Source organism: Actinocorallia sp. B10E7 (assembly GCF_039871655.1).
Taxonomy (GTDB): domain Bacteria; phylum Actinomycetota; class Actinomycetes; order Streptosporangiales; family Streptosporangiaceae; genus Actinocorallia.
Window position 1 is genome coordinate 413,929 of sequence record NZ_JBDPLZ010000003.1, and the last position, 24,608, is coordinate 438,536.

Below are 24,608 nucleotides of genomic sequence, written 5' to 3' on the forward strand. Positions count from 1 at the left end.
AGGAATCTTCATGCTGATCAACGGCGACGCCTACCTGCGCGACACCCCCGCCTCGGGCAAGACGGTGCGCGTGGAGGAGCCCGCACCCGGCGTCCGGCTGCTCACCCTCGACCGGCCCGAGCGGCTCAACGCCATGTCCGGCGAACTCATCAAGGACCTGCACCACGCCCTCGACGCCATCGCCCTGGACGACACCTGCCGCGTCGTCATCCTCACCGGTGCCGGACGCGCGTTCTGCGCCGGCCTGGACCTGCACGACCCGCCGCGCCGCCACACCTCCGAGCCGGCCTCCGAAGAAGAAGCCGCCCGGCGCAAGAGCCCCCAAGCCGCCATGCACGTCCAGCAGGCCATCGCCTCCCTCGTCCCCAAACTCCGCAACCTGCGCCAACCCGTCATCTCCGCCGTCAACGGCCCCGCCTCCGGCGGCGGCCTCGCCCTCGCCCTGGCCAGCGACATCCGCATCGCCTCCACCACCGCCAAATTCAACGCCGCGTTCGTCCGCATCGGCCTGTCCGGCTGCGACATCGGCGTCAGCTGGCTCCTGCCCCGCCTCATCGGCGCCGGCCCCTCCCACGAACTCCTCCTCACCGGCCGATTCGTCCACGCCGACGAAGCCCTGCGCCTCGGCCTGGTCAACCGCGTCGTCGACGACGGCAAAACCCTCGAAGCCGCCCTGGAGACCGCCGCCCTCATCTGCGCCAACAGCCCCATGGGCGTGTGGATGACCAAAGAAGTCGCCTGGAGCCAACTGGAGGTCTCCAGCCTCCAAGCCGGCATCGACCTGGAGAACCGCACCCAGATCCTCACCTCCCACACCCGCGACATGACCGAACAGATCACCTCCTTCCTGCAACGCCGCCCGGCGGACTACACCGACTCCTGACGTCCCCACCCCACCCCCCGGAGGTCACCATGAGTACTTCTTCGACTTCGACCTCTTCGGTAGAGGTCTTCGACGACCGCCTCTTCTTCCCCGAGTCCCCCCGGTGGCACGACGGCGCCCTGTGGGTCTCCGACATCCAGCACCGGACGGTCTTCCGCTACGACCCGGACGGGCGGCGCGTGCCCGTCGCCGCCTTCGCCGCGGACCAGAGCGGCATCGGCTTCGACGCGGCGGGCCGCCTGTTCGCCGTCTCGATGCCCGACTGCCGTCTGCTCACCGTGGCCGAGGACGGCATCCACCAGGTCGCCGACCTCACGCCGCTGAACCCCGTCCTGTGCAACGACCTCGCCGTCGCGAGCGACGGGACGGCGTACGTGACCCAGATCGGCTTCGACATGTGGGGCGGCGGGCAGTTCCAGCTCTCCAGGGTCATCCGCGTGCGGCCCGACGGGACGGCCGAGGAGATCGGCCCGCCGATGGCCGCCCCCAACGGCGTCGTCCTGTCCACGGACGAGCAGACCCTCTACGTCAGCGAGTCGGGCGGCGGCAAGATCCAGGCCCTGAGCACCGCCGCGGACCCCGCGGACCCCGGGAAGGTCTTCGCCGAGCTGGCCCCCGCGGTCGGCAGCGCCCTGCCGGTGTCCACCCCCGACGGGATCTGCCTCGACTCCGCCGGCGGGATCTGGGCCGCGGACCCCACCGGCCACCGCGTCGTCCGCATCGACGCCGCAGGCACGCTCACCGACCAGATCGACCTCGGCGACGACCAGCCGCTCGCCGTGGCGCTGGGCGGCGACGAGGGGCGCACCCTCTTCATCTGCGTCGTCAAGGACTCGAACCCGCACTCCCCACGCGTGAACCCCACCGGCCGGATCCTGACCACCCGGGTGCCGGTTCCCGGCCTGTGACGCTCGGACGGCGCCGGTGAATCCCTCCGGCATCTTCCGAAGGTTCTGCCGTCGGATGTGTTCTGAGCCACACCGTGTCACAAGTTCCCTCCGCCCGGCGCCTTGTGTGCGAAACCCCGAGCGAACGGAGCAGAGACCATGGCGAAGCACACCGGCGGCCGGACGGAAGTCATCGTGATCGGCGGCGGATACGCCGGAGTCCTCGCGGCCAACCGCCTGACCCGCCGCGACGACGTGGCCGTGACCCTCGTCAACCCGCGCCCGGCCTTCGTCGAGCGCCTGCGCCTGCACCAGCTGGTGGCGGGGTCCGACGACGCGGTCGTCGACTACAAGGACGTCCTGAGCGAACGCGTCGAGCTCGTGGTCGACACCGCGACCGGGATCGACCGGGAGGCGCGCACCGTCTCGCTGGCCGGCGGCGGCACCGTCGGGTACGACCACCTGATCTACGCGGTGGGCAGCCGCAGCGGCGCACCGCAGGTGCCCGGCGCGGACAGGTTCGCCTACCCGATCGCGACCCTGGAGGAGGCCGAGCGGCTGCGCAGGGCCGTGGCCGCCGCGCCCGCCACCGCGGCGCTGACGGTCGTAGGCGGCGGCGCCACCGGCATCGAGACCGCGGCCGAGCTCGCCGAGGCGGGCCGTAACGTCACCCTCGTCTGCGGAGGACAGCTCGGCCCCTACCTCCACCCGAACGGCCGCCGCTTCGTCGCCAAGCGGCTGGCGGCCCTCGGCGTGACCGTCCTGGAGGGCCCCGGCACCAGGGCGGCGTCCGTGACGGCCGACGCCGTGCGCCTCGCCGACGGCCGCGAGGTGCGCGGCCACCTGACCATCTGGGCCGCCGGCTTCGGTGTTCCCGACCTGGCCGCCCGCAGCGGCCTCAGCACCGACGAGGCGGGCCGCCTCCTCACCGACGAGACCCTGACCAGCATCGACGACGACCGCATCGTCGCCGCCGGGGACGCGGCCTCGCCCTCGGGCCTGGCTTACCGGATGGGATGCCAGGCCGCCGTCCAACTCGGCCCGCACGCCGCCGACGCCGTGCTCCGCCGGATCGAGGGCGAGCGGCCCGAAGCCATCAGCATCGCTTTCGCCGGGCTGTGCGTCAGCCTCGGCCGCGGCGCCGGCATCTTCCAGTTCGCGCGCAAGGACGACACCGCCATCCGGTTCTACGTCGGCGGCCGCCCGGGCGCGCGCCTGAAGGAGTTCGTCGTCTCCCACACCATCAAGCAGCTCTCCAACGAGGCGCACAAGCCCGGCGCACGCGTCCTGAAGGCCAAGGACGACGCCCGGCAGCAGCGCGTCCAGGCCGCGTGCGCGAGCCGGCCCGCGCACGTGTCGTAGCTCCTGGAGCGGGCGGCCTGGGCGCCGCCCGCCCCCCCATGCTCGAAACGCCCTTGTACGGACCGCCATGGAAGGATTCGAGGATGCGAGACCACGCCGCGGACCCGGCGACCGAGGCCTTCGTCGCCCACCGCAACCTGCTCTTCACCGTCGCCTACGAGATCCTCGGCTCGGCGGCCGACGCCGAGGACGTCCTGCAGGAGACCTGGCTGCGCTGGGCCGAGGTCGATCTGGCGCAGGTCCGCGACCAGCGCGCGTTCCTCGTGCGCGTCACGACCCGGCGGGCGCTCGACCGGCTGCGCGCCCTGCGGCGCCGCAAGGAGACCTACGTCGGCCCCTGGCTGCCCGAGCCGCTGCTCACCGCGCCGGACGTCGCCGAGAACGCCGAGCTCGCCGAGAGCCTGTCCATGGCCGTGATGCTCGTCCTGGAGACCCTCTCGCCCACCGAGCGTGCCGTGTTCGTCCTGCGCGAGGTCTTCGACGTCGGCTACGACGAGATCGCGGAGGCGGTCGGCAAGACCCCCGCCGCGGTCCGCCAGATCGCCCACCGCTCCCGCAAGCACGTCGACGCCCGCCGCCCTCGCGAAGCGGTCTCCCCGCGCCAGGCCCAAGCCGCCCTCGCATCGTTCCAGCACGCCGTGGAGACCGGCGACCTGCAGGGCGTGCTCGACGTGCTCGCCCCCGACGTCGTCCTGATCAGCGACGGCGGCGGCGTCAGGAGCGCCGCGCTACGGCCCGTCGTGGGCCTCGCGAAGGTGGTCCGCCTCCTCCTTGCCGGCCTCGGCGGCAAGGAAGGCACGCTCACCAGCGAGCCCACCACCGTCAACGGCGATCCGGCGCTCCTCCTGCGCGTCGACGGCGAGCTCGACAGCGTCATGGCGATCCGTGTCGAGGACGGCCTCGTCACCGGCATCTACTTCGTCCGCAACCCCGACAAACTCACCCACATCGCCACCCCCATACCACTCACCCTGAACTGACACCAGAAACGCGGCGGCCCCCACCCCGAGAAAAAGGGAAGGGGGCCGCAGCCGTCACCACTTGAAGGCCCTCCGCTCCCGAACGCGTCGCCCGGCCTCAAAGTAGGAATTGATCTCGGGGTTAGCGCGTCCGCGGTGGGTGTGGGGCAATTGCATCCGACGCGAACACGGCGCTTATGGCATGGTGCCTGGAGCTGGACCTGCGGTGAGCGCGTTCAGCAGAAAGCGAGACTCGCCGAAAGGCGGCAGAGGCAGAAAAGGCGGGCCGAGGGCCAGAATGTCGGCATGGCAGACGCAACGGTGGTCCTGATCTGCGGGCCGGCGGGAGTGGGCAAATCCTCGACCGCCTACGAACTATCACGGCAACTCGCACAGGCCGACATCGCACACGCCCTGATCGAGACCGACGAACTCGACCGTGTGCACCCCTGGCCACCCACAGGCCTGGACACCGCCGAGCTCTCCAAACGCAACCTCCAAGCCCTGTGGACCAACTACCAGGCCCTCGGCCACACCCGGCTGATCCTCACAGGCGTCTTCGTCGATCTCACCGAACCCCTCGGCTGGATACGCCAGGTCCTCCCCAGAGCGGGAATCGTGCTGGTCCGCCTCACAGCCGACGCCCCCACCCTCCGGGCCCGGGTCCACAAGCGCGAACTCGGCCCAGAAGCAGAAAAGCAATGGCAGAGGACTCTGGCGCAGCTCGACTCACTCGACGCAACGGCCGGACTCGAAACACTCAGGATCGACACGACCGGCAGAACCCCCACCGACATCGCCTCCGAGATCACCGAGCACTGGCGTGCCTCCTGGGGCCTGTGAGCCGACACCACCGAGCACCTCACTCCACCCGTTGACGACACAGATGGATACGGCAGCCTGCCGGTAAGGTCGGCGTCGACGCGTGTGTATCGAGGGACTGGGACACCCGGTCTTCGACTGCGGGGTTGTCAGGCCTATGGGATCTTCTGTCCGTGGACGGCGTCGTGCTCGGCGGCCAGCCAGGGGCCGAGGTCGTCGAGGAGCATGCCGAGGGTGGCCGGATCTCCTGCCGGAATGCGGGCTGTCGCCGCGGCGAGGCGCATCTGGTCGGCGCGTTCGGGGTAGTAGGCGGCGAAGATCTCGGCGGCGCGGGTGAGGTCACTGGTCCAGCCGCCCCAGCGTGGCATGACCAGGGTGAAGCCGGCCCGGACGATGAGGCGGGCAACGTCGCGGCTGAGCTCCCCGCGTTCGGCGTCCGAGGTGTAAAGGGGCGCGTACTCGCGCCGTACCCACAGCACCTCGCCCAGACCGCCGATCCCCTCGCGGGCGAGCAGTGATATGGGCCGGTAGCGGGGCAGTATCGTTGCCAGGTCATCGCCGAACAGCGGAGTGCACAGGCAGGCGACGAACCAGCCGAAGCCATGGTGTTCCAAGTCGCTCAGCACCTCGCCTGTATCGGACAGCACGATGCCGACCCCGTCGATCTGGGGGAAGGAGGCATCGAGGTGGGCCTCTATCCCGTCGGCGTCGACCCGGTCGGCGATGCCGAACTCGTGGTGCAGGACCAGCAGCACGTTGAGGTCGGAGACGCCGGGGACCGCGGTGCCGCGCGGGACGCTGCCGTGGAGGTAGGCGCTGTGCAGCCGTGTGCGGCCGAAGAACGTGGTGATCTCCTCGCGGGCGGCCTCGACCACGGCCGTGAACTCCTTTTGCACAAGGCTCAGGGAGCCCTCCCGTGCGATGAACCCGTCGGCGTCCAGCCCCTTATCGCCCATGCCGGTCATGAAAGCACTGTGCCGTACCTCCCACCCCGTCGGCGAACGATTATCCGATCTTGGATCGTGCCATGATCATTGATGACCGCTGTCCGCAGGTTCCTCAACCCCGGCCCTTGGTCAGGAGGCTTTCGCGCCGCCGGCAGGGAGCGCGGCCGCGAGCTGGTCGGCGCGCGCATAGGTCGGGAAATCGGTTCGTTCCAGCGGTCCTCGCCTCCCCGGAGGAGACCAGGTTCTGAGAGGTGCGCCGTCGAAAACCTTTTTCGCTCCTCCCGCGGGCGGCATAGCGTGAGCGGTACCGACCGCCGGGAGAAAGGAAACAGATGGGCGTGGAGATCCGCCTGGTCGAGCAGAGCGACGAGGATCTGGCCCGGTGGTGGCGGGCCCGCAGCATCGGGTACCTGACCGACCCGCAGGCCGGCGAGCAGGAGCTGGCCTACCTGCGGGAGGCCCTGGACCCCTCCCGCACGTGGGGGGCCTTCGAGGACGGCCGGTGCGTGGCGACCTTCCGCGGTTTCGTCCAGGAGGTGACCGTGCCGGGAGGTCCTCTCTTCGCCTCCGCCGCGGTCAGCGGGGTGACGGTCTCCCCCACGCACCGGCGCCGCGGGCTGCTCACCCGCATGATGGAGCCCTATCTGCGCCGGGCCAAGGAGAGCGGCGAGGCGATGTCCTCCCTGATCGCGGCCGAGTACCCCATCTACGGGCGGTTCGGGTACGGACCCGCGACCTGGCTCACCGACTTCCGCGTCGACACGCTGAGGGCCGCACGACCGGGCCTGCCCGCGGAACCCGACGACAGGGGCCGGGTGGTGCTGGCCGACCTGGAGCGGGTCCGGCGGGAAGGGCCGGAGCTGCACGAGCGGGTCCGCCGGATCCGGCACGGGATGGTGACCCGGCCGCCGGTGTGGTGGAAGAAGGCGACCGGCGAGTACCGGCTGGCGGAGAGCGCCTGGCAGGAGCCGTACTGCGCGCTGTACCTGGCGGCGGATGGAACCGTCGACGGGCTGGTCTCCTACACCGCCCGGGACACTTGGAGGAACGGCGTCCCCGACTGCGTCCTGGACGTCAAGGACCTGCTGGCGGCCACTCCCGCCGCCGAACGGGCACTGTGGCACTACCTGTGCTCGGTCGACTGGGTGACGGGGATCAACGCCCCCTCGCGCGCTCCCGACGACCTGCTGCCGCTGCTGGTCGGAGACGCCCGGGCCGTCACGCCCACGGCCTGCTCCGACCACCTGTGGCTACGGCCCCTGGACGTCCCCGCCATGCTGACCGCCCGCTCCTACCAGGCCGAGGGGAGCCTCGTCCTGGACGTCCACGACAAGGACGGCCTGGCCGCGGGCCGGTTCCTGCTGGAGGCCGGGCCTGAAGGCGCCTCCTGCGTCCCGACCGACCGGACCGCCGACCTCGTGCTCCCGGCGGCCGCGCTGGGCAGCCTCTACCTGGGGGACGAGTCGGCCGTCAGGCTGGCGGCGCTGGGCAGGCTCGAGGAGGAGCGCCCGGGGGCGGCGACCACGGCCGACACGCTGCTGCGCACGTCCCGCCGCCCCTGGTGCCCCGACATCTTCTGAGCGCGAGCGCAGTCAGACCTCGGCGTTCTCCTCGATGCGCTTGAGGTGGTGGCGGGCCAGCGCCAGGTTGGCCCGCTCCCGGTCCAGTGCCATGTACATGAACAGGCCCTGGCCGTTGCGCCCCGACAGCGGGCGGATGATGTGGTACTGCCGGGACAGGGTGATGAGGATGTCCTCGATGGTGTCGTTCAGCGCCAGCTGCTCGATCGTGCGCATCTTGGCGCGCACGACCTCGGTGTTGCCCGCGGCGGCGATCTGCAGGTCCAGCGCCTTGGTGTTGCCCATGACACCCAGTGCCATACCGCTGCCGTAGTCGACGATCGCCGCGCCGATGGCGCCGTCGATCGCCATCATCTCCTTGAGGGACTGCTCGATATTGGACATCGGTCATCCTTTCACCGGTCATCTCGGACAGGAGGTCGGGAGGCGACCGGCCCGCGTACGGCCGGGACGCGGCCGAACGGGCCCGTCCGAGCTCCCGCGCGAGCTCGGACGGGGTCCTGCGACCGTCGGTGTTCGGCGGGGGCGGCCCCGCCGGTGAGGCGGAGTGCGCCTATCGCCGCCACTCCCCTCCCGAATCCGGACTGTTCAGATTCAGGAGGCTATAGCGCCAAGAAAGGTTAGACCGGCCATTTGCCGAGAAGCGTTATTAAGTACTAACAAGTACTTTTATCCCGGCACTTTTATGAAGAAATCTTCTACCGAGAAGAAGGATCATTCCACCAGCTCGACCAGGTCCGCCACCGAGTCGAAGACATAGGACGGCCGATAGGGGAAACGCTCGATCTCGTGTCTGCGGGTCACCCCCGACAGCACCAGCACCGTCTCCATGCCCGCCTCCATTCCCGAGACCACGTCGGTGTCCATCCGGTCCCCGATCATCACGGCCGCCTCACTGTGCCCGCCCATCTGGCGGATGGCGCTGCGCATCATCAGCGGGTTGGGCTTGCCCACGAAGTAGGGCAGCACCCCGGTCGCCTTCGTGATCATCGCGGCGACCGCGCCGCACGCCGGCAGCGAACCCTCCTGCGAGGGGCCGACGGGGTCGGGGTTGGTGCAGATGAACCGGGCGCCCCGCTCGATCAGCCGCACCGCCCGGGTGATCTGGTCGAAGCTGTAGTTGCGGGTCTCCCCCAGCACCACGTACTCGGGGTTCAGGTCGGTCAGGATGTAGCCGACCTGGTGCAGCGCCGTCGTCAGCCCCGCCTCTCCGATGACGTAGGCGGTGCCGTGGGGCCGCTGGTCGGCCAGGAACTTGGCCGTGGCCAGCGCCGACGTCCAGATCCACTCCGGCTTGACGTCCAGGCCCGCCGCGGCCAGCCGGGCCGACAGATCGCGCGGGGTGTACAGCGAGTTGTTCGTCAGCACCAGCAGCCGCCTGCCGGAAGAGACGATCTTGGACAGGAAGGCCTCGGCGCCGGCGACGGGCGTCCCCTCGTGCACCAGGACCCCGTCCATGTCCGACAGCCAGTACTCGATCGTCTTCAGCTCCCTCATGCCTGCATTCTCGCAGCCCACGCCCTGCGGCTTGAGGTGACGCGAGGCCGGGCCTTGAGGCCCGGCCTTCATCCATGACCGCCCGACCGGGGGTGCGCTGCTGGATGGATTCTCCAGTGGCAGCGTGTGGCCGCAGGCGTCGGTGGCGGACTCGGCCGGTCCTCAGGCGGCGCCCAGGAGGAGTTTCACCTGGGAGAAGAGCGGTTGAAGGATGCCGGGGTCGTTCGTGACCTTGGCGAACAGGACCATGCCTTCAAGGTGGGCGATCACCGAGCGGGCCAGGTCCCGGCCCGACGCGGCGATCTCGCCGGACGCCGCCGCATCGTCCAGAAGCAATGCGACGAGGGAGATCTGCTCGTTGAAGATGTCGTCCAGCTTGGCCTGGACGACATGGTCTTGGGCGCTGAGCTCCAGGGCGAGATTGCCGATCAGGCAGCCGTTCACCACGCCGGTCCTGGCCTTGGCCTCGCATTGAGCGTCGCTCTGCACAGTCAGCAGCGACTGGAGGCGGTCGAGCGCGGAGCCGTCTCCCCGGAGCACGGCCAGCCAGTTCTCGCGCTGCCTCGCCCAGTAGACATCCAGGACCTCGAGGGTCAGGGCCTGTTTCGATGCGAAGAAGTGGTAGAAGCTGCCCTTCTTGACATCGGCTGCGGCGCAGATGTCGGCCACGCCGAGCGCCGCGTAGCCGCGAGCCTGTATGAGTTCGATGGTCGTGGTCACCAGCCGGTCGCGCGCGTCACTCGTTCTGCCCATGACCACCATCCTAGACGACCGGTCAACTTGCTAAATAGTTGACCGGTCGTCTAGAATCTCCTCGCCTTGACAGGAAGGAAAGACCATGAGCATCAAGGTTGTGATCGCTTTCCACAGCGGCTACGGGCACACCGCACGCCAGGCGGCGGCCGTGGCCGCGGGAGTGGACTCGGTCGACGGCGCCGAAGCCGAACTGCGCGACGTGACCGTCCTCGACCAGTCCCTCTGGGACACCCTGGCCGCGGCGGACGCGATCGTCTTCGGCTCGCCCACCTATTTCGGCAGCACCTCGTCGTCCTTCCAGGCGTTCGCCGAGGCGGCGGCACCGATCTGGCAGGCGCAGGGATGGAAGGACAAGCTCGCCGCCGGCTTCCCCAACTCGGCCGGCGCGAACGGCAACAAGGACAACGTGCTGACGAGTATGGTCGTCCTCGCCGCGCAGCACGGCATGACCTGGGTGCCGCTCGGTCTGCCGCCGGGATGGATCTACTCGTCGCGGGGCTCCTGCGAGGAGCTCAACCGGCTCGGCGGCTTCCTCGGCGCGTCCTGATGAACACCCTCACGCGCCTGCTCGGCGTCCGCTTCCCGATCATCCAGGGCCCGTTCGGCGGTGGATACTCCACCGTCCGCCTCGCCGCCGCGGTCTCAGAGGCCGGAGGCCTCGGCTCGTTCGGCGCCCATGTCCTGACCCCGCCCCAGATCACCGACCTGGTCGGTGAGCTCCGCAAGGCGACGTCCCGGCCCTTCGCCGTCAACCTCTGGGTTCCGCAGGAAGGCGAGCCTTCGGACTTCGCGCCGCAGGACGTCGCCCGCCTCCAGCCGTACTACGACCGGCTGGGGGTCGCCGCTCCTTCAGAGTCCTACCGCGGTCCGACGTTCGACGACCAGGTCCGCGCGCTCCTCGACGCCGCTCCGCCGGTCATCAGCTTCGTCATGGGCGTCCCGCCGTCCGGCGTCATGACCGAGGCCAGGCAGCGGGGGATCATCACGATCGGCACCGCGACCACCCGCCAGGAGGCGGTGGCTCTGGAGAAGGCCGGCCTGGACGCGGTCGTCGCCTCAGGCAGCGACGCCGGAGGCCACCGCGGCTCCTGGCTCCGTCCGGTCACCGAATCCCTGGTCGGCACGTTCTCCCTCATCCCGCAGATCGCCGACGCCGTCGGCATCCCGGTCATCGCTGCGGGAGGCATCGCCGACCCTCGCGGCGTCCGCGCCGCGCTGGCCCTCGGCGCCGACGGAGTCCAGGTCGGCACCGGCTTCCTGGCCACCGACGAATCCGGCGCGAGCCAGATCCACAAGGAATCGCTCCCTGCGGCCGAGTCCACCCTCCTGACCCGCCTGTTCTCCGGGCGCCCCGCACGCGCGATCCCGAACCGCTTCACCCGGGAGATGGCCGATCACGAATCGTCCGTGCCCGGCTACCCCGTTCAGAACGCCCTGATGCTCCCGATCCGCCAAGCCTCCGGCGCCGCCGCCGACCCCGACTACGTCAATCTCTGGTCGGGCCAGGCCGGCTCCCTGGTCCGTTCCCGACCGGCCGCCGACTACCTGGCCGAACTCACCGCAGGCCTCCAGTAGCGGCCCCCCGGGAACGGTCACCGAATCCCTTCGGACGCCCACGAAAGTTCGTCTCTGGATCGGCCCCGGGATCAGCCCGCAGACGTCGAGGTCCACCACGTCACGCTCGACCTCGCCCGCTGGTCGCGCGGCCACCGCGACCTGCTGGCCGACCTGTGATCACAGCTCGTCGGGGGCCGGGATGGTCAGGCGGGAGACGGCCTCCTGGCGGACCCGCTCGGGCCGCCGGTCGTAGCGGGAGGTGGTGACCGGGGAGGCGTGCCCGGCCAGCACCTGGACGGTGGCCAGATCGGCGCCGGTGTCGAGCAGGTCGCCGATGAAGGTGCGGCGGAAACAGGGGGCCCGCAACTCATGGCATTGCTATGGCGCGGAGTTCTCTGGGACTGATGGCCAGCGGGCGTCGAGGAGGAAGCGGGCGAACCAGCGGCGGAGGTAGGCGCGGAATTCGTCGGGCGTGCGTGACGGACCGGTGTCGATGACGAAGGACTGCAGGAGGCGGAGCATGAGTTCGACGAGTTCGTCGAGGTCGGTGTCGGTATAGCCGCGCTCGGTCCAGTCGATGGTGAAGCGGGTGAGGATGGTGCGGCCGAAGGCCATCGCGGTGGGTGAGGTGATGCCCTGGGTGAAGGTGCCGGTGTGGCCGCTGGCCAGCAGGATCCCCAGGTACGGTTCGTGCGGCAGCCGGTCGAGGGTGTAGTAGAAGCCCTCGGCCAGAATCTCGGCGTCCTCCTCCAGCGGCGCGACGTGGGCGGCGAGGGCGTCGAGGAAGCCGCCGACGGCGTGCTGGGCGGTGGCCACGAGGAGTTCCTCGGTGCCGGCGAAGTAGAAGTAGACCGTCTGCCGGGTGACGCCCAGATCCTTGGCGACGTCGGCCAGCCGTGTCCTGGATCCGTACCGGTCGATGCACCGCATCGCCGCGCCGATGATCCTCTCCCTGGCTTCGGCGTCATCGCACGGCGGGGCACCCCGCCACCCATGGGTTCTCACCATCCCGCCGTACCCGCAGACGTCTCGACCATGTTCATGCCGACCAGGGTGGCACGGATCGGATCGATCAGCGATCTCCCGCTCCCCTTGACTAGACGACTCAACATATATGTATGGTCGTCCTATGACTTTGATCGCCACACCCCCGGGGCAGACCCCCACCCCGCTGGACGCGTCACTGACCGAGCGCGCCCTGGACCTCGCGGTGCGCAAGACCACGCAGATGGCGGCCGACACCCTGGCGGTACCGCTGTCCTACTACCGCGACCCCGACCTGTACGAGCGCGAACTCGCGATCCTCAAGCGCACCCCGCTCGCCATCGGACAGAGCGCCCAGCTCACCGAGCCGCACGCCTACTTCGTCCGCACGGTCCTAGGCGTCTCGCTGCTCGTCACCCGCGACGCCGACGGCCAGGCCCACGTCTTCCTCAACTACTGCCGCCACCGCGGCGCCCGTCCCGCGCAGGGCGAAGGCACCTCCCGCCGTTTCACCTGCCCCTACCACGCCTGGTCCTACGACACGAAAGGCTGCCTGGCGTCCTTCCCCGGCCGCGACGGATTCCCCGGCATGGACAAGAGCGACTACGGCCTCGTCGAACTCCCCTCGGAGGAACGCCACGGGTTCGTGTGGGCGGTCCTGACCGCCGGCGCGCCCCTGGACCTGGACGCTCACCTCGGCCCCCTGGACGCCGAGCTCGCCCAGTGGGGATACGCCGACTACGGCTACCTGACCGCACGCGAGTTCACCTCCGGCGTGAGCTGGAAGGGCGCCCTGGAAGCGTTCGCCGAGGGCTACCACTTCCCCTTCGTCCACGGCCAGAGCGTGATCGGCCAGAACACCCTGCCTAACACCTCGATCCATGACGTGTTCGGCCGCCACCACCGGATGAGCTTCCCCTTCAACTGGATCACCGCCCTCACCGGCGACCCCGACGCCGACCGCAGCCCGAGCGCGAACATGGGCGTCATCTACTGGATCTTCCCGAACCTCATCCTGGCCAACAGCATGATCGGCGTGGAGATCATCGACCTGCTCCCGCACGACGGGCCGACCACCTGCACGGTCCGACACAGCTGGATGGGCATCACCCCCGCCGCGGACGACGCGACCCTGGCCATGTACCAGGACGTGTACGAGAACGTCCACGCCGCCGTCCGCGACGAGGACTTCCTCATGTTGCCCAGCTGCGGCGACGGGGTGCGCAACGGCCAGCACGACCACATGCTCATCGGCCGCAACGAGATCGGCGTCCAGCACATGATCCACACCATGGCCGACGTCCTCGACATCGACCTCGGCACCGAACGCCCTTGAGGCTTTCGGCTCCCGCGTGGAACGCCCTGAGGCCGACTTCAGTTCGCCGCGGACCTCGCGAACACCCACTTCCAGCAAGTGCCAGCACGAAGGGACTCCCACCCCGATGGGCCGATTCTCTCTTCCCGACGAAGCTCCCCAGGGCCTCGACTCCCCGATGACCGCACGCGCGATCAAGGTCATGTCCCGCGTCCAGGTGAAGCTCTTCAAGCTCACCAACGGACGCGTCGGCAGCAGATGGCGGGTCGGCGCCGGATTCAACAAACCCGTCCCGACCCTTCTCCTGGAGCACCGGGGACGCAAGTCCGGACGGCTGTTCACCACCCCGCTGCTGTTCCTCGCCGACGGGACGGACCTTGTCGTCGTCGCCTCGCAAGGCGGCCTGCCGAAGAACCCGCAGTGGTACCACAACCTCACCGCGAACCCGGAGACCAAGGTCCACCTCCGCGGACGTCGCGATATCGCCGTCGTGGCACGCGAGGCGACCGGGCGGGAACGCGCCGTCCTGTGGCCCCGCTTGGTCGAGCTCTACGCGGACTTCGCGAAATACGCTGCTTGGGCGGATCGGGAGATTCCCGTCGTCATCCTCACGCCTCGCACCGGTGGCGCCTCATGAGCGAGATACCGCCGGCGACCAATAGGAGTTCCGGGCCTGCTCCTGGTACCGCGACCACCGGCACGGCCTCCTTTCACGGTTGACGGGCACGGAAGTGCACCTGGCTGGCGTCGTAAACGAAGTCCATCCCACGATCATCATCGCACCGCCGCCCGACCTGTGAATCTCGCGCCGACAGGATGCAAAGGGCGGCGACCAGGGATCCGCCCGCGACCTCCTGAACAACGCTCCGGCCCTCGCCGACCAGGCCACGGCCGTCGGCTTCGGCGTGCTCCCAAAGCCGTCGCGCCAGCTCCGGGTCCTCCGAAGCCTTGGACCTGCCGACCGGTTTGGGGTGGCCCCGGATCTCACCGAGTCCGTCCGGGCCGACGTAGCCCCCCGGCTGCAGATCCTGGGTGGCCGCGTACAGGGCGGGCAGCGCGGCGCGGTCCGCCGGCTGGGCGACGCGCGAGACGAAGGGGCTCAGCAGCCGCTTGAACACGGGATTCTCGACCGGGCTGCCCAGGTTGGTGTCGGCCCAGCCCGGGTGGGCGAGCTGGACGTCGACGCCGCGCCCCTTCTTCTCCAGGCGCCGGGAGAGCTTGGCTCCCCACAGCATGTCGGCGAGCTTCGACTGGCCGTAGGCCGCGGACCTCGTCCATTTGCGGGTGCGGAAGTCGGGGTCGTCGAAGTGGATCTTCGCCCTCTTGTGGATCATCGAGCCGAGGATCACCACCCGCTTCCGGACCCTCGGCAGCACCAGGCCGGTGAACAGGAACGGGCCGAGGAAGTTGACGGCGAGATGCATCTCGAAGCCGTCGATGGTCTCGATCCGCCGGGGTGGGGACGTCCCGGCGTTGTTGACCAGCACGTCGACGTCACCGGCCCGGGCCGCGGCGGCACGAACACCGCCGAGTTCCGCGAGACCGAGTTCCAGGACCTCGGCGTCGCCGAACTCCCGCGCGATCTGCGTGCCACGGGCAACGTCCCGCACCGCCAGGATCACGGGTGCGCCTTTGGCCGCTGCCTCACGCCTGTGCCCGTAGCCCGGCAAGCCCTTCGGCCCGGGTCCTGACCGCTTGTAGCAGACCGGGATAGACCCTGGGACAGGGTCAGGTCGCGAGGCTGAGCGTCTGATCTGAGCTGGATACCAGCGGGCGAAGTCAGCGGCCAGGTCGTGGCTGATGACGTGGTTGACGGTGGCTTCGGCGGCGGCGCTGGAGATCGCCTCAACCTCAGGTGGTGATACCGGCCGGTAGAGGACGGGTATCCGGCGGTCGTGGTGAGGTGTCCGGAGCGCGTACCGGTGCGGCTGGGCGCGGCGTCGTCTCGTGGGTGGGAACGGCGGTGGAGGAGTCAGCTGTGAGGAATCCTGTCAATGATCTTCCATCTGTCGGTGGGGGATTCACGGCCGAGAATGTAGCCGTAGTCGGCGACCGTCCCGGTCGTGTTCCTGCGGCACTCCTGTCGGTCCGGAAACCGCCGGGGACCGGGGAACAACGGGCGGTCGGGGTCTGTTGTGAAAGAGGTGGCCGGTGTGCTCGGTGTCCCCGGGCCTCACCTATCGCCTTCGCGGAATACCGTTCGGCTGGAGCCGCGTTGCGCTTATCGCCGAGAGGCGACCCCACACACCGCGCCACCGACATGAGCGGCGCCTCGTCCGGGTCCCCCGGTGCGAGGCGCCGTTCCTTCTTCCCGGCCCGGCAAACGTGAAACTATGTCACCTTCCGGCCAAAGCTGAGGAACTTTCGCCTATTGACGCATGGTTTGTCGCTTTTTACGTTCACGGTGACCCTTCATCCACCCCCGAAGGAGACCACCCCCCATGAACACCCTCCGCACGCTCACCGCCACGGCGGCCGCGGGCGCCACCGTCCTGGCACTCGCCAGCCCGGCCTCGGCGCTCTACGCCGGCAACATCCAGGCGACCCTGCTGGGCACGATGAGCACCTCGCTCGGCGCCGGCTGCTCCACCTCCACCCTGAGCGGCAGCCTCGCCTCCGGCGGTGGGCTGACCATCTCCGGCGCGACCTTCGGCTCCTGCTCGGGCGCGACCGTCACCGCCCAGAACCTGTCGTGGACCGGCAGCATCACCGCCCCGGGCACCCCTCCCGCCGACGGCAAGGTGACCATCAACGGCTTCAAGATCAAGGCCGTGGCCATCATCGGCACCTGCTACTACGGCGGAAACCTCTCCGCCACGGCCTTCAACGGCACCAACCCCAACCGCCCCGTCACCAGCAACAACCAGTTCCAGATCTACCTGAACAACGCCAGCGCCAGCAAGCAGTCCGGCAGCAGCTTCCTGTGCCCCGGCAGCGCCAGCGTCACCGCGGCCTACCAGGTCCTGGGCGAGAGCAGCCCCGGCTCCGGCACCTACAACCAGACGATCAGCCTGCCCTGATCCCCGTCCCCGATCCGTGAAGAAGGCCCGTCTTCGCTCTCCCGACAAGAGCGAAGACGGGCCTTACGTCCGGGTTCTCGGCGTCAGCCGATCAACGCGGAGGCCACGGCCCTGCGGTGGTGGGACGCGTCCCCCCACGCGGAGGCCAGGCTCCACGCCCGGCGCAGCCAGTGGTGCAGATCGAGCTCCATCGTGTAGCCGATCGCGCCGTGTACCTGCAGGGCGACCTTGGCCGCGTGCAAGGCGGCGTCCGAGGCCAGCGCCTTGGCCGCCGAGGCGTCCAGCGAGCTCGTCTCCACGCCGTACGCCAGGTTGTAACCGGCCTTGTACGCCGCGGGACGCGCGAACTCCACGTCCACCAGCGCGTTGGCGATCTGGTGCTGCAGCCCCTGGAAGGAGCCGATGGGACGCCCGTACTGAGTGCGTTCACCGGCATAACGCACCGTCAGGTCGATGAGCTTGCGGGCCACGCCCACCAGGTAGACGGCGGTCAGAGCCGCGCCGCGGTCGTAGGCCTCGACGGCGAGGTCACCGTCGGCCACCGGGACGGCGTCTTCGGCGGGCCGCACCGCCGACAGGCGGCGCAGCGGGTCCATGGACTTCTGGGCCGTCAGCGAACCGGGCTCAGGCTCCACCGCGTACCAGGCCCGCCCGTCACCGACCAGGACCAACCCGGCCCGGTCGGCGTGCGGAACGTAGGGGCCCGGAGCCGCGACGACCAGCGCCTCGCCCGAGGCCAGCGGGGGCAGCCACCTGTCGGCCAGCTCCCCGCCGACACCCGCCAGCAGCTTGGCGGCCACCGCGGTCTCCACCAGCGGCTCGCCCAGCGCGGCGCGTCCGGCCTGCTCCAGGACCGCCAGCAGGTCGACCTCGTCGCCTCCGGCGCCCTCGTGCTCCTCGGGGACGAGCACCGCGGGCACGCCCAGCTCGGCCAGGCGCTCCCACAGGTCCTCGGCGCCGCCGTGCGCCTCCAGAAGAGCGGCGACCGCGTCGCCGAACTGCTTGTGCTCGGGGGTCAGGCCCAGTCTCATCGCTTGCTCCTCGGTTCTCTCGGCAGGCCCAGGACCCGCTCGGCGATGATGTTCCGCTGCACCTCGTTGGTGCCGCCGTAGATCGGGCCCGCCAGGGCGAACAGGAACCCGTCGGCCCACCGGCCGTCCGACACGGCCTCCGGGGCGCCCTCGACCAGCTCGCCGGCCGGGCCGAGCAGCCGCAGCGCGGTCTCGTGCAGCCGCAGGTCCATCTCCGACCAGAAGATCTTGTTGATGCTGGACTCGGGGCCGATGCTCTCCCCGTCCAGGATCCGGGTCAGGGTCTGGAACGTGTAGGCCTGGTAGGCCTGCGTCTTGATCCAGGCGTCGGCGACGTCCTCGCGCAGCCGGTCGTCCAGCGGGCCGGCCTGGCGGGCCAGGTCCACCAGGCGGTCGGCGGCGGCCAGGAAGCGGCCCGGCGAACGAAGGGTCAGGCCGCGCTCGGAACCGGTGGTGGACATCGCCACCTTCCAGCCCTGGCCGACCTCTCCCAGCACCTGGTCGTCGGGGACGAACACCTTGTCCAGGAACACCTCGGCGAACCCGGCGTAGCCGTCCAGCTGGTGGATGCCGCGAACCGTCACGCCCGGGGCGTCCAGCGGGAGCAGGAAGTAGGTCAAGCCGTGGTGGCGCACGGAGTCCGGGTCGGTGCGCACCAGCGCGAACAGCCAGTGGCCGTGCACCGCGCGCGAGCTCCACGTCTTCTGGCCGCTCACCAGCCAACCGCCGTCGACCCGCTCGGCGCGGCTGCGCACGTTCGCCAGGTCGCTGCCGGCCTCCGGCTCCGACCAGCCCTGCGCCCAGACCTCCTCGCCGCGCGCCATCGGCGGCAGGAAACGCGCCTTCTGCTCGGGGGTGCCGAACTCGAACAGGGAGGGTGCCAGCAGGTAGATGCCGTTCTGGCCGACCCGGCCCGGCGCGCCCGCCCGGTAGTACTCCTCCTCGAAGATCAGCCACTCGGTGAGGGACGCCTCGCGGCCCCCGTACTCCACGGGCCAGGTCACGACGGACAGGCCCGCCGAGTGCAGGCGGTCCTCCCACTCCTGGTGGGCGGCGAAGCCCTCGGCGGTGTCGAAGGAGGGAAGCGGCTCGGCCGGAACGTTGGCCTCCAGCCACTCGCGCACCTCGGCGCGGAACTTCTCCTCTTCAGGGGTGAAATCCAGATCCATCAGCGGTTCCCCTCGGTCATCGGTTCTCTCTCACGGGTGCTGGTTGCTGACCGACACGACCTCGCCGGTCATGTACGACGACAGGTCGCTCGCCAGGAAGAGCACCACGTTGGCCACTTCCTCGGGGCTGGCTGCCCGCCCGAAGGCCTCCTTGGCGGTCAGCTCCTTCAGCAGCTCGGCGCTGACGGTCTTCTCCAGGAAGGGGTGCATGGCCAGGCTGGGCGCCACGGCGTTGACGCGGATCCCGGCCGGGGCCGCCTCCATCGCCACGCAGCGGGTGAAGGCCATGACGCCGGCCTTGGCGGCGGCGTAGTGGGCCTGGCGCTCCTGGGCGCGCCAGCCGGAGACCGAGGCCAGGTTGACGATGACGCCGGACTCGCGCGGCAGCATGTGACGCAGCACGGCGCGGGTGACGCGGAACACACTGGTGAGGCTGATGTCGATGACCCTGTCCCACTCCGCGTCGGTCATGTCCACCACGGTCTGGTCGCCGCCCATGCCGGCGTTGTTGACCAGCACGTCGATGTGTCCGGCCCGCTCCACGGCCTGCTCGACCAGGGAGTCGACCTGCGCGGTGTCGCTGACGTCGCAGGGGATCGCGATCGGCTCGGCGCCGGTGGCCTCGGCCAGCCGCTCGGCCGCCTCGTTCAGGCGGCGCTCGTGGATGTCGCTGATGACCGGCCGGGCGCCCTCCTGGGCGCACTTCAGGGCGGTGGCGTAACCCAGCCCTGCCCCCGCCGCGGCGGTGACCAGCACGACCTTGCCGGTGAGCATCCCACTCATCGGTATCCCCCACTTCATGTCCGGTGGAGCCCCTCCAAGATGAGGGTGCCCTCCTACGGCGGCCGATCCGGTCTGTCCGTCTTCAGGGGATCTAGAGGGTTCCGCCACCTTTGGCTCGTCTTTCTTTTAGAAGATAGCTATCTTCATAGAAACAAGCAACACAGGAGGAGCACCATGACCGAGGCAGTGATCGTCGCCACCGCCCGATCCCCGATCGGCCGGGCCTACAAGGGCTCGCTGAAGGACCTGCGCGCCGACGAGCTCGCCGCGCGGATGATCACCGCGGCGCTGGCCAAGGTGCCGCAGGTCTCGCCCGACGACATCGACGACCTGATCCTGGGCTGCGGCTCGCCCGGCGGCCAGCAGGGCTTCAACATGGCCCGCGTCGTGTCCGTGCTGCTCGGCTACGACCAGGTGCCCGGCGTCACCGTCACCCGCTACTGCTCCTCGTCACTGCAGACCACCCGGATGGCCCTGCACTCGATCAAGGCCGGCGAGGCGGACATCGTCATCTCCGCCGGCACCGAATCGGTGAGCAACTACGCCAAGGGCACCAGCGACCGGCCCCCGGTCGACGCCGGCACCGCCGCCGACTTCGGCTGGCACCACCCGGCCTTCGCCGACGCCCGCGCCCGCACCGGCGCGGGCAAGTGGGACGACCCCCGCCAGGCCGGGGAGCTGCCCGACGTCTACATCGCGATGGGCCGCACCGCCGAGAACGTCGCCGGACTGCGCGGCGTCTCCCGCGCCGAGCAGGACGAGTTCGCGCTGCGCTCCCAGACCCTGGCCGCGCAGGCCATCGCGTCGGGCTTCTACGAGCGCGACATCACCCCCGTCGAGCTGCCCGACGGCACCCTCGTCACCGCCGACGACTGCCCGCGGTCCTCCACCACCGCCGAGTCCCTGGCCGGGCTCAAGCCGGTGTTCAGCGAGGACGGCACCGTCACCGCCGGCAACTGCTGCCCCCTCAACGACGGCGCCGCGGCTCTGGTGATCATGAGCGACACCAAGGCGGCCGAGCTGGGGATCACCCCGCTGGCCCGGATCGTCTCCACCGGCGTGTCGGCGCTCTCCCCCGAGATCATGGGGCTCGGCCCGGTAGAGGCCTCCCGCCGCGCCCTGGCCCGCGCCGGCCTGACCGTCTCCGACCTGGACCTGGTCGAGATCAACGAGGCGTTCGCCGCCCAGGTCGTCCCGTCCTACCAAGAACTGGGCGTCGACCTCGACAAGGTCAACGTGCACGGCGGCGCCATCGCCCTGGGCCACCCCTTCGGCCAGACCGGCGCCCGCCTGACCGGCACCCTGCTCAACGGCCTGCGCGAGAAGGACGGCACCTTCGGTCTGGAGACCATGTGCGTCGGCGGCGGCCAGGGCATGGCCATGGTCGTGGAACGCCTCAGCTGACCGCCCGGCCGGGCCCGGCCACCGGGCCCGGCCACCGGGCCCGGCCACCGGGCCCGGCCGCGCCTCGTCAGGGCAGGCGGCCCTTCAGGGAGTGGGAGGAGACCACGGCCTCGCCGGGGGCGAGCCCGTAGCGCATGGTGTTGTCCAGGTGCACCCGGGCGAACGCCTCGAGCTGCTCGGCCTCGCCCTGCTCGATCAGCCGCATGATGCGCTCGTGGGCGCGGATGCCGGTCTCGCGGCGCGCCACGTCGGGGAAGTCGCCCGCCTCCAGGGCCCGGGACGCCCAGGACCGCTCCTGGGAGGCCCACAGCGACTCCAGCGTCCCGGCGATGAGGATCAGGGTCTGGTTGCCGCACAGCTGGACCAGCGCCTCGTGGAACCGGCGGGTGATCCGGGTGAACTCCACCTCGTCGTCGACGGCCTCGAGCGTCTGCTCGTGGATCAGCCGCAGTTGCGGCAGCACCTCGGTGGCCCGGTCCTCCCGCAGCGCGCACAGCGAGACGCAGACCGGCTCGAGCCGCTTGAGCGCCTCGCCCACGTCGGCGTAGGAGATCTGCTGGAACTGCATGACCAGGCCGATCATGTAGGCGGCGTTGGCGGCGGTCGGCACGTGCACGACCGACCCGCCCTTGTTGCCGCGCTGCACCGTGATCAGCCCCTCGGCCTCCAGGATGCCCAGCGCCTCGCGCAGCGAGGGCCTGCTGACCTGGAACTCCCGCAGCAGCTCATCCTGGGCGGGCAGCTCGTCCCCGTCCCGCAGCGACCCGCTCAGGATGCGGTCCCGCAAGATGGCGGCGACCATCTCCGCCAGTCGCGGTTGCCTGAGCTGCACGGTCCACTCCCGGGGTGAGAACGTTCGACGGGACGGGGCTTTTCCGTGGGAGAGCCTGGAGCCGCACCCGGTGCGGCACCTTTGCTCGCCGTCACCGCCCCTATCCGATCGAAAGTATACTATGAATACTATCTTCTACAAGAAAGACCCGGCTGGGACGGCCCGTAGCCGCAGGCCCCACCGTATTGGCGTTACATCCAGCGCTCTGGACGGCGTCCGGCTCCGCCGCGATACCGGCGGCGGTGACGGCCCGCAGGCCGAGGAATAGCGGAGTCCGGCCGCGGGTTGGCCCGGGCATGACCGCCACATCATTCGAACCGCGCGCGCTGCTCGCGGAAAGCAGGCTCGGCATCCTCGCGACGATCAAGTCCGACGGCCGTCCCCAGCTCTCTCCCGTCATGCCCTTCTACGACCAGGAGGCCGGCGTCATCTACGTTTCGATGACCGAGGGACGGGCCAAGACGGCGAACCTGCGCAGGGACCCGCGAGCCACGCTGGAGGTCACCAGCCCCGACGGCCTGGCGTGGGCCACCGCCGAGGGCACCGCGACCCTCATCGGGCCGGGAACCGACCCCCGCGGCCCCGAGGTCCAGGCACTCGTGGACTACTACCGCCTCGCAGCCGGAGAACACCCGGACTGGGACGAGTACCGGTCGGCGATGGTGTCCGACCGCCGGGTGCTCATGACGATGACGGTCGACCACGTGTACGGCGCCGACATCCACTGACGGCACTCCGAAGAAGCCTCGCATGCCCCGCCGCCGGGCCGTCCTCTCGGGATGCGCCCGGCCCGGCGTTCACTGCGGCGGCTCGTCACCCGTCGTCGGGGCTTGTCAGTACATGTGGCTCGGCCATGTGTCAGGGTCGTCCGGATCCAGGACGCTGACGCCATCAGCCAGCCAGGGAAATGCGATCGCCAGTTCATGGCCGTCGACCTTCCATCGCAGCCCCACCCATCGCCCGGCATCCACTGCCAAGACGGCTGCGATGAACTCGGCGGGAGGCCGGTAACCGTGCGCGGCCACGTAGTGGACGATCAGGTTCGGTGCCGCGTAGACGACATCATGATGCCCGGGGATGCGGATCTCCGAAGTTCCGAGGAGGGGTAGGCGCTGCGGCTCGTCGCAGAGATCGCATTCGTGTATCCCCAGGCGGGGGTTCACCTGCTGGATCGCTGTGATGTCCGCCAGGGTGCCGACCAGTTCTGCGGGCACCGGACCCATCTCGTAGGGATGTCCGCGCTCCAGCCATCCGACGTTGAGCCGCTTGTACACCGCGGGGAACACGAGACAGTACTCGGTCGGCACCGTCGGGTTATAGAAGAGATCGTCGCAGTCCAGGTAGAGGTACTCGGTGAGGTCATCGAAGTGCACGGACGAATCTTTCCTTACCGCCCACCGAGTGGGAGAACGGATGGCAAAGGCCCGCGTCAGGCGTCGTGAGGCGGTTCTGCGGCGATCGCGTCGCGCACCGCGGTCAGGAAGCGTTCGACCGTGTGGAGTTCGGACGGGGTGAAGCCGTCGGAGGCCTCGACGATCCGGTTGATGAGAGGTCCGAAGAACGACCAGCCGAGGGCGACGGCGGCGTCGTCCACCTCCAGGAGCACACGACGGCGGTCGTCGGGGTCGGCGGCGCGCCGGACGAGGCCGAGCCGCACGAGCCGGTCGACCAGGGCGGTGACGGCGGACGACCCCATGGCGAGCCGGTCGCCGAGCCTGCCGGGGGTGGCCGTGATGCCGGCGCGTTCGGCGTCGAGCAGGTGGATCAGGGCGCGCAGGTCGGTGGGGTGCAGTCCGTGCAGCGTGGCGAAGCGGTCGCTGACGAGGCCGAGTTCGACCGTAACGGCGCGGAGCAGGTGCACCAGCGGCATCCGCGGGTCGTCGGCGGCGGGATGGTCGACTTCTCTCACTCATCGAGTATATCGTTCGGTGAGATAAAGGAGGATGGTTATGACAGATGCGTTTTTCGCCGCCTATGAGGTGCTTCTGCGCAGGTGGCCCGCCGACGTGGAATCGTTCGACCTCCCCTCCCCCTACGGACGGACCCGAGTACACGCGTGCGGCCGGCGTGACGCTCCTCCGCTACTGCTCATCCCGGGAGGCGGCTCCACGTCGACGGTCTGGTCCCTGATGGCCGAGCCGCTGGCCCGCTCACACCGGGTGTACGCGGTGGACCTGCTGGGCGACGCCGGCCACAGCGTGGCGCAGGGCCGGCCGATGCGGACCGTCACGGACGCCATGAGCTGGCTCGACGCCGTCATCGACCGGCTCGAGGTGCCTGCGACGCATGTGTGCGGCCACTCCTACGGAGGCTGGCTCGCGCTGGCCTACGCCATGCACGCACCGCACCGCGTGGACCGGCTCATACTGCTGGACCCCACTGACTGCTTCGTCGGCATGAGCCCCCGGTACCTGCTGCGCGCGTTGCCTTCGCTGCTCATGCCCTCACCGGCGCGGGTCCGTTCTTTCCTGCGGTGGGAGACCGCCGGCTCGCCCGTCGACCAGGACTGGCTGGAAGTCGCGGCACTGGCGGCGCAATTGCCGCAGCCGCACATCGTGATGCCCAAGCGGCCCGACCCCGACGACCTGCGGCGGGTCGCCGCGCCCGCGCTGGTCCTGCTCGCCGAGCGCAGCCGCTGCCACGACATCAGCAAGGTCGCCGCGGCCGCAAGCCAGTCGCTGCCCGCCGCGACGGTCGCCGTCGTCCCCGGCGCCTCGCATCACGGCATGCCGACCGGCGACCCGCATGGCCTCGCGCAGAGAATGCTGGACTTCCTGGCCAAAGGCTGAACGCGGACAGGCCCGCGAGGAAGATCGGAAC

At 69.9% G+C, this 24,608-nt stretch carries 27 protein-coding genes; 14 read left to right on the top strand and 13 right to left on the bottom strand.

Translation table 11 applies throughout. From position 1 onward, the window contains the following. Positions 1-10 precede the first annotated feature (10 nt). The 5 genes from ABGB12_RS11805 (at position 11) to ABGB12_RS11825 (ending at position 4,934) form a co-directional block, all read left to right on the top strand. Positions 11-883: an enoyl-CoA hydratase/isomerase family protein gene (locus tag ABGB12_RS11805; RefSeq protein WP_347675228.1), complete on the top strand. Its 873-nt coding sequence runs from the start codon at positions 11-13 to the stop codon at positions 881-883. 29 nt (positions 884-912) lie between these two features. Further along, complete coding sequence (locus tag ABGB12_RS11810; protein ID WP_347676914.1) at positions 913-1,791, top strand: SMP-30/gluconolactonase/LRE family protein; 879 nt, start codon at positions 913-915, stop codon at positions 1,789-1,791. 138 nt (positions 1,792-1,929) lie between these two features. After that, entirely contained in the window at positions 1,930-3,132 is a 1,203-nt protein-coding gene (locus ABGB12_RS11815) for an FAD-dependent oxidoreductase (protein WP_347676916.1), read from the top strand. Positions 3,133-3,215: 83 nt separating this feature from the next. After that, a complete protein-coding gene (locus tag ABGB12_RS11820) occupies positions 3,216-4,112 on the top strand; it encodes an RNA polymerase sigma-70 factor (RefSeq protein WP_347676918.1) in 897 nt (298 codons plus the stop codon). A 285-nt stretch (positions 4,113-4,397) separates the two neighbouring features. After that, positions 4,398-4,934 (top strand): AAA family ATPase, encoded by a 537-nt coding sequence (locus ABGB12_RS11825; protein ID WP_347676920.1) that lies wholly within the window; start codon positions 4,398-4,400, stop codon positions 4,932-4,934. A 134-nt stretch (positions 4,935-5,068) separates the two neighbouring features. Here the strand turns inward: ABGB12_RS11825 and ABGB12_RS11830 are convergent, their stop codons facing one another. Further along, positions 5,069-5,869: a nucleotidyltransferase gene (locus ABGB12_RS11830; RefSeq protein WP_347676922.1), complete on the bottom strand. Its 801-nt coding sequence runs from the start codon at positions 5,867-5,869 to the stop codon at positions 5,069-5,071. A 323-nt stretch (positions 5,870-6,192) separates the two neighbouring features. Between ABGB12_RS11830 and ABGB12_RS11835 the strand changes: the two genes are divergently transcribed. After that, positions 6,193-7,440: a GNAT family N-acetyltransferase gene (locus tag ABGB12_RS11835; protein ID WP_347676924.1), complete on the top strand. Its 1,248-nt coding sequence runs from the start codon at positions 6,193-6,195 to the stop codon at positions 7,438-7,440. A 12-nt stretch (positions 7,441-7,452) separates the two neighbouring features. Here the strand turns inward: ABGB12_RS11835 and ABGB12_RS11840 are convergent, their stop codons facing one another. From ABGB12_RS11840 to ABGB12_RS11850, 3 genes are all read right to left on the bottom strand, one after another. Next, complete coding sequence (locus ABGB12_RS11840; protein ID WP_347676926.1) at positions 7,453-7,824, bottom strand: hypothetical protein; 372 nt, start codon at positions 7,822-7,824, stop codon at positions 7,453-7,455. 330 nt (positions 7,825-8,154) lie between these two features. After that, entirely contained in the window at positions 8,155-8,937 is a 783-nt protein-coding gene (locus tag ABGB12_RS11845) for an HAD-IIA family hydrolase (RefSeq protein ID WP_347676928.1), read from the bottom strand. A gap of 162 nt (positions 8,938-9,099) precedes the next feature. Further along, entirely contained in the window at positions 9,100-9,690 is a 591-nt protein-coding gene (locus ABGB12_RS11850; RefSeq protein ID WP_347676930.1) for a TetR/AcrR family transcriptional regulator, read from the bottom strand. An 85-nt stretch (positions 9,691-9,775) separates the two neighbouring features. Between ABGB12_RS11850 and ABGB12_RS11855 the strand changes: the two genes are divergently transcribed. Beyond that, a complete protein-coding gene (locus tag ABGB12_RS11855) occupies positions 9,776-10,240 on the top strand; it encodes a flavodoxin family protein (protein ID WP_347676932.1) in 465 nt (154 codons plus the stop codon). After that, positions 10,240-11,268, top strand: a complete 1,029-nt coding sequence (locus tag ABGB12_RS11860) for a nitronate monooxygenase (RefSeq protein ID WP_347676934.1) — start codon at positions 10,240-10,242, stop codon at positions 11,266-11,268. The genes ABGB12_RS11855 and ABGB12_RS11860 overlap by 1 nt, the downstream gene beginning before the upstream one ends. 159 nt (positions 11,269-11,427) lie before the next feature. Here the strand turns inward: ABGB12_RS11860 and ABGB12_RS11865 are convergent, their stop codons facing one another. Together ABGB12_RS11865 and ABGB12_RS11870 are read right to left on the bottom strand one after the other, a co-directional pair. Beyond that, positions 11,428-11,616, bottom strand: coding sequence for a hypothetical protein (locus tag ABGB12_RS11865; protein WP_347676936.1), 189 nt, complete (start codon positions 11,614-11,616; stop codon positions 11,428-11,430). A gap of 12 nt (positions 11,617-11,628) precedes the next feature. Then, complete coding sequence (locus ABGB12_RS11870) at positions 11,629-12,255, bottom strand: TetR/AcrR family transcriptional regulator (RefSeq protein WP_347676938.1); 627 nt, start codon at positions 12,253-12,255, stop codon at positions 11,629-11,631. Positions 12,256-12,379: 124 nt separating this feature from the next. Between ABGB12_RS11870 and ABGB12_RS11875 the strand changes: the two genes are divergently transcribed. Together ABGB12_RS11875 and ABGB12_RS11880 are read left to right on the top strand one after the other, a co-directional pair. Next, a complete protein-coding gene (locus tag ABGB12_RS11875) occupies positions 12,380-13,570 on the top strand; it encodes an aromatic ring-hydroxylating dioxygenase subunit alpha (RefSeq protein WP_347676940.1) in 1,191 nt (396 codons plus the stop codon). 157 nt (positions 13,571-13,727) lie between these two features. Further along, positions 13,728-14,186 carry a nitroreductase family deazaflavin-dependent oxidoreductase gene (locus ABGB12_RS11880; protein ID WP_347676942.1) on the top strand — a complete coding sequence of 153 codons (459 nt, stop codon included), beginning with the start codon at positions 13,728-13,730 and terminating at the stop codon, positions 14,184-14,186. Between the two features lie 73 nt (positions 14,187-14,259). Here ABGB12_RS11880 and ABGB12_RS11885 read toward each other — a convergent pair whose 3' ends face one another. Then, positions 14,260-15,219 carry an SDR family NAD(P)-dependent oxidoreductase gene (locus ABGB12_RS11885; protein ID WP_347676944.1) on the bottom strand — a complete coding sequence of 320 codons (960 nt, stop codon included), beginning with the start codon at positions 15,217-15,219 and terminating at the stop codon, positions 14,260-14,262. Between the two features lie 771 nt (positions 15,220-15,990). Between ABGB12_RS11885 and ABGB12_RS11890 the strand changes: the two genes are divergently transcribed. After that, the gene (locus ABGB12_RS11890) at positions 15,991-16,569 is read left to right on the top strand and encodes a hypothetical protein (RefSeq protein ID WP_347676946.1); all 579 of its coding nucleotides are present in this window, start codon (positions 15,991-15,993) and stop codon (positions 16,567-16,569) included. A gap of 83 nt (positions 16,570-16,652) precedes the next feature. On the opposite strand, the gene ABGB12_RS11895 is transcribed toward ABGB12_RS11890, so the two are convergent. Genes ABGB12_RS11895 through ABGB12_RS11905 form a run of 3 tightly spaced genes read right to left on the bottom strand, consistent with a single transcriptional unit; the run spans position 16,653 to position 19,552 of the window. After that, a complete protein-coding gene (locus tag ABGB12_RS11895; protein ID WP_347676948.1) occupies positions 16,653-17,600 on the bottom strand; it encodes an acyl-CoA dehydrogenase family protein in 948 nt (315 codons plus the stop codon). After that, positions 17,597-18,769 carry an acyl-CoA dehydrogenase family protein gene (locus ABGB12_RS11900; RefSeq protein WP_347676950.1) on the bottom strand — a complete coding sequence of 391 codons (1,173 nt, stop codon included), beginning with the start codon at positions 18,767-18,769 and terminating at the stop codon, positions 17,597-17,599. The genes ABGB12_RS11895 and ABGB12_RS11900 overlap by 4 nt, the downstream gene beginning before the upstream one ends. 30 nt (positions 18,770-18,799) lie before the next feature. Beyond that, positions 18,800-19,552, bottom strand: a complete 753-nt coding sequence (locus tag ABGB12_RS11905; protein ID WP_347676952.1) for an SDR family oxidoreductase — start codon at positions 19,550-19,552, stop codon at positions 18,800-18,802. Between the two features lie 174 nt (positions 19,553-19,726). On the opposite strand from ABGB12_RS11905, the gene ABGB12_RS11910 reads away from it, so the two are divergent. Next, positions 19,727-20,956, top strand: coding sequence for an acetyl-CoA C-acetyltransferase (locus ABGB12_RS11910; RefSeq protein WP_347676954.1), 1,230 nt, complete (start codon positions 19,727-19,729; stop codon positions 20,954-20,956). A gap of 67 nt (positions 20,957-21,023) precedes the next feature. Here ABGB12_RS11910 and ABGB12_RS11915 read toward each other — a convergent pair whose 3' ends face one another. Next, positions 21,024-21,788, bottom strand: a complete 765-nt coding sequence (locus tag ABGB12_RS11915; RefSeq protein ID WP_347676956.1) for an FCD domain-containing protein — start codon at positions 21,786-21,788, stop codon at positions 21,024-21,026. Positions 21,789-22,084: 296 nt separating this feature from the next. On the opposite strand from ABGB12_RS11915, the gene ABGB12_RS11920 reads away from it, so the two are divergent. Beyond that, complete coding sequence (locus ABGB12_RS11920) at positions 22,085-22,516, top strand: PPOX class F420-dependent oxidoreductase (RefSeq protein WP_347676958.1); 432 nt, start codon at positions 22,085-22,087, stop codon at positions 22,514-22,516. 105 nt (positions 22,517-22,621) lie between these two features. Here the strand turns inward: ABGB12_RS11920 and ABGB12_RS11925 are convergent, their stop codons facing one another. Then, entirely contained in the window at positions 22,622-23,161 is a 540-nt protein-coding gene (locus ABGB12_RS11925; protein WP_347676960.1) for a hypothetical protein, read from the bottom strand. 56 nt (positions 23,162-23,217) lie between these two features. Beyond that, complete coding sequence (locus tag ABGB12_RS11930) at positions 23,218-23,697, bottom strand: MarR family transcriptional regulator (RefSeq protein ID WP_347676962.1); 480 nt, start codon at positions 23,695-23,697, stop codon at positions 23,218-23,220. A gap of 40 nt (positions 23,698-23,737) precedes the next feature. Here ABGB12_RS11930 and ABGB12_RS11935 point away from each other — a divergent pair, with 40 nt between their 5' ends. Beyond that, positions 23,738-24,577 (top strand): alpha/beta hydrolase, encoded by an 840-nt coding sequence (locus tag ABGB12_RS11935; RefSeq protein WP_347676964.1) that lies wholly within the window; start codon positions 23,738-23,740, stop codon positions 24,575-24,577. The last annotated feature ends 31 nt before the right edge of the window (positions 24,578-24,608 follow it).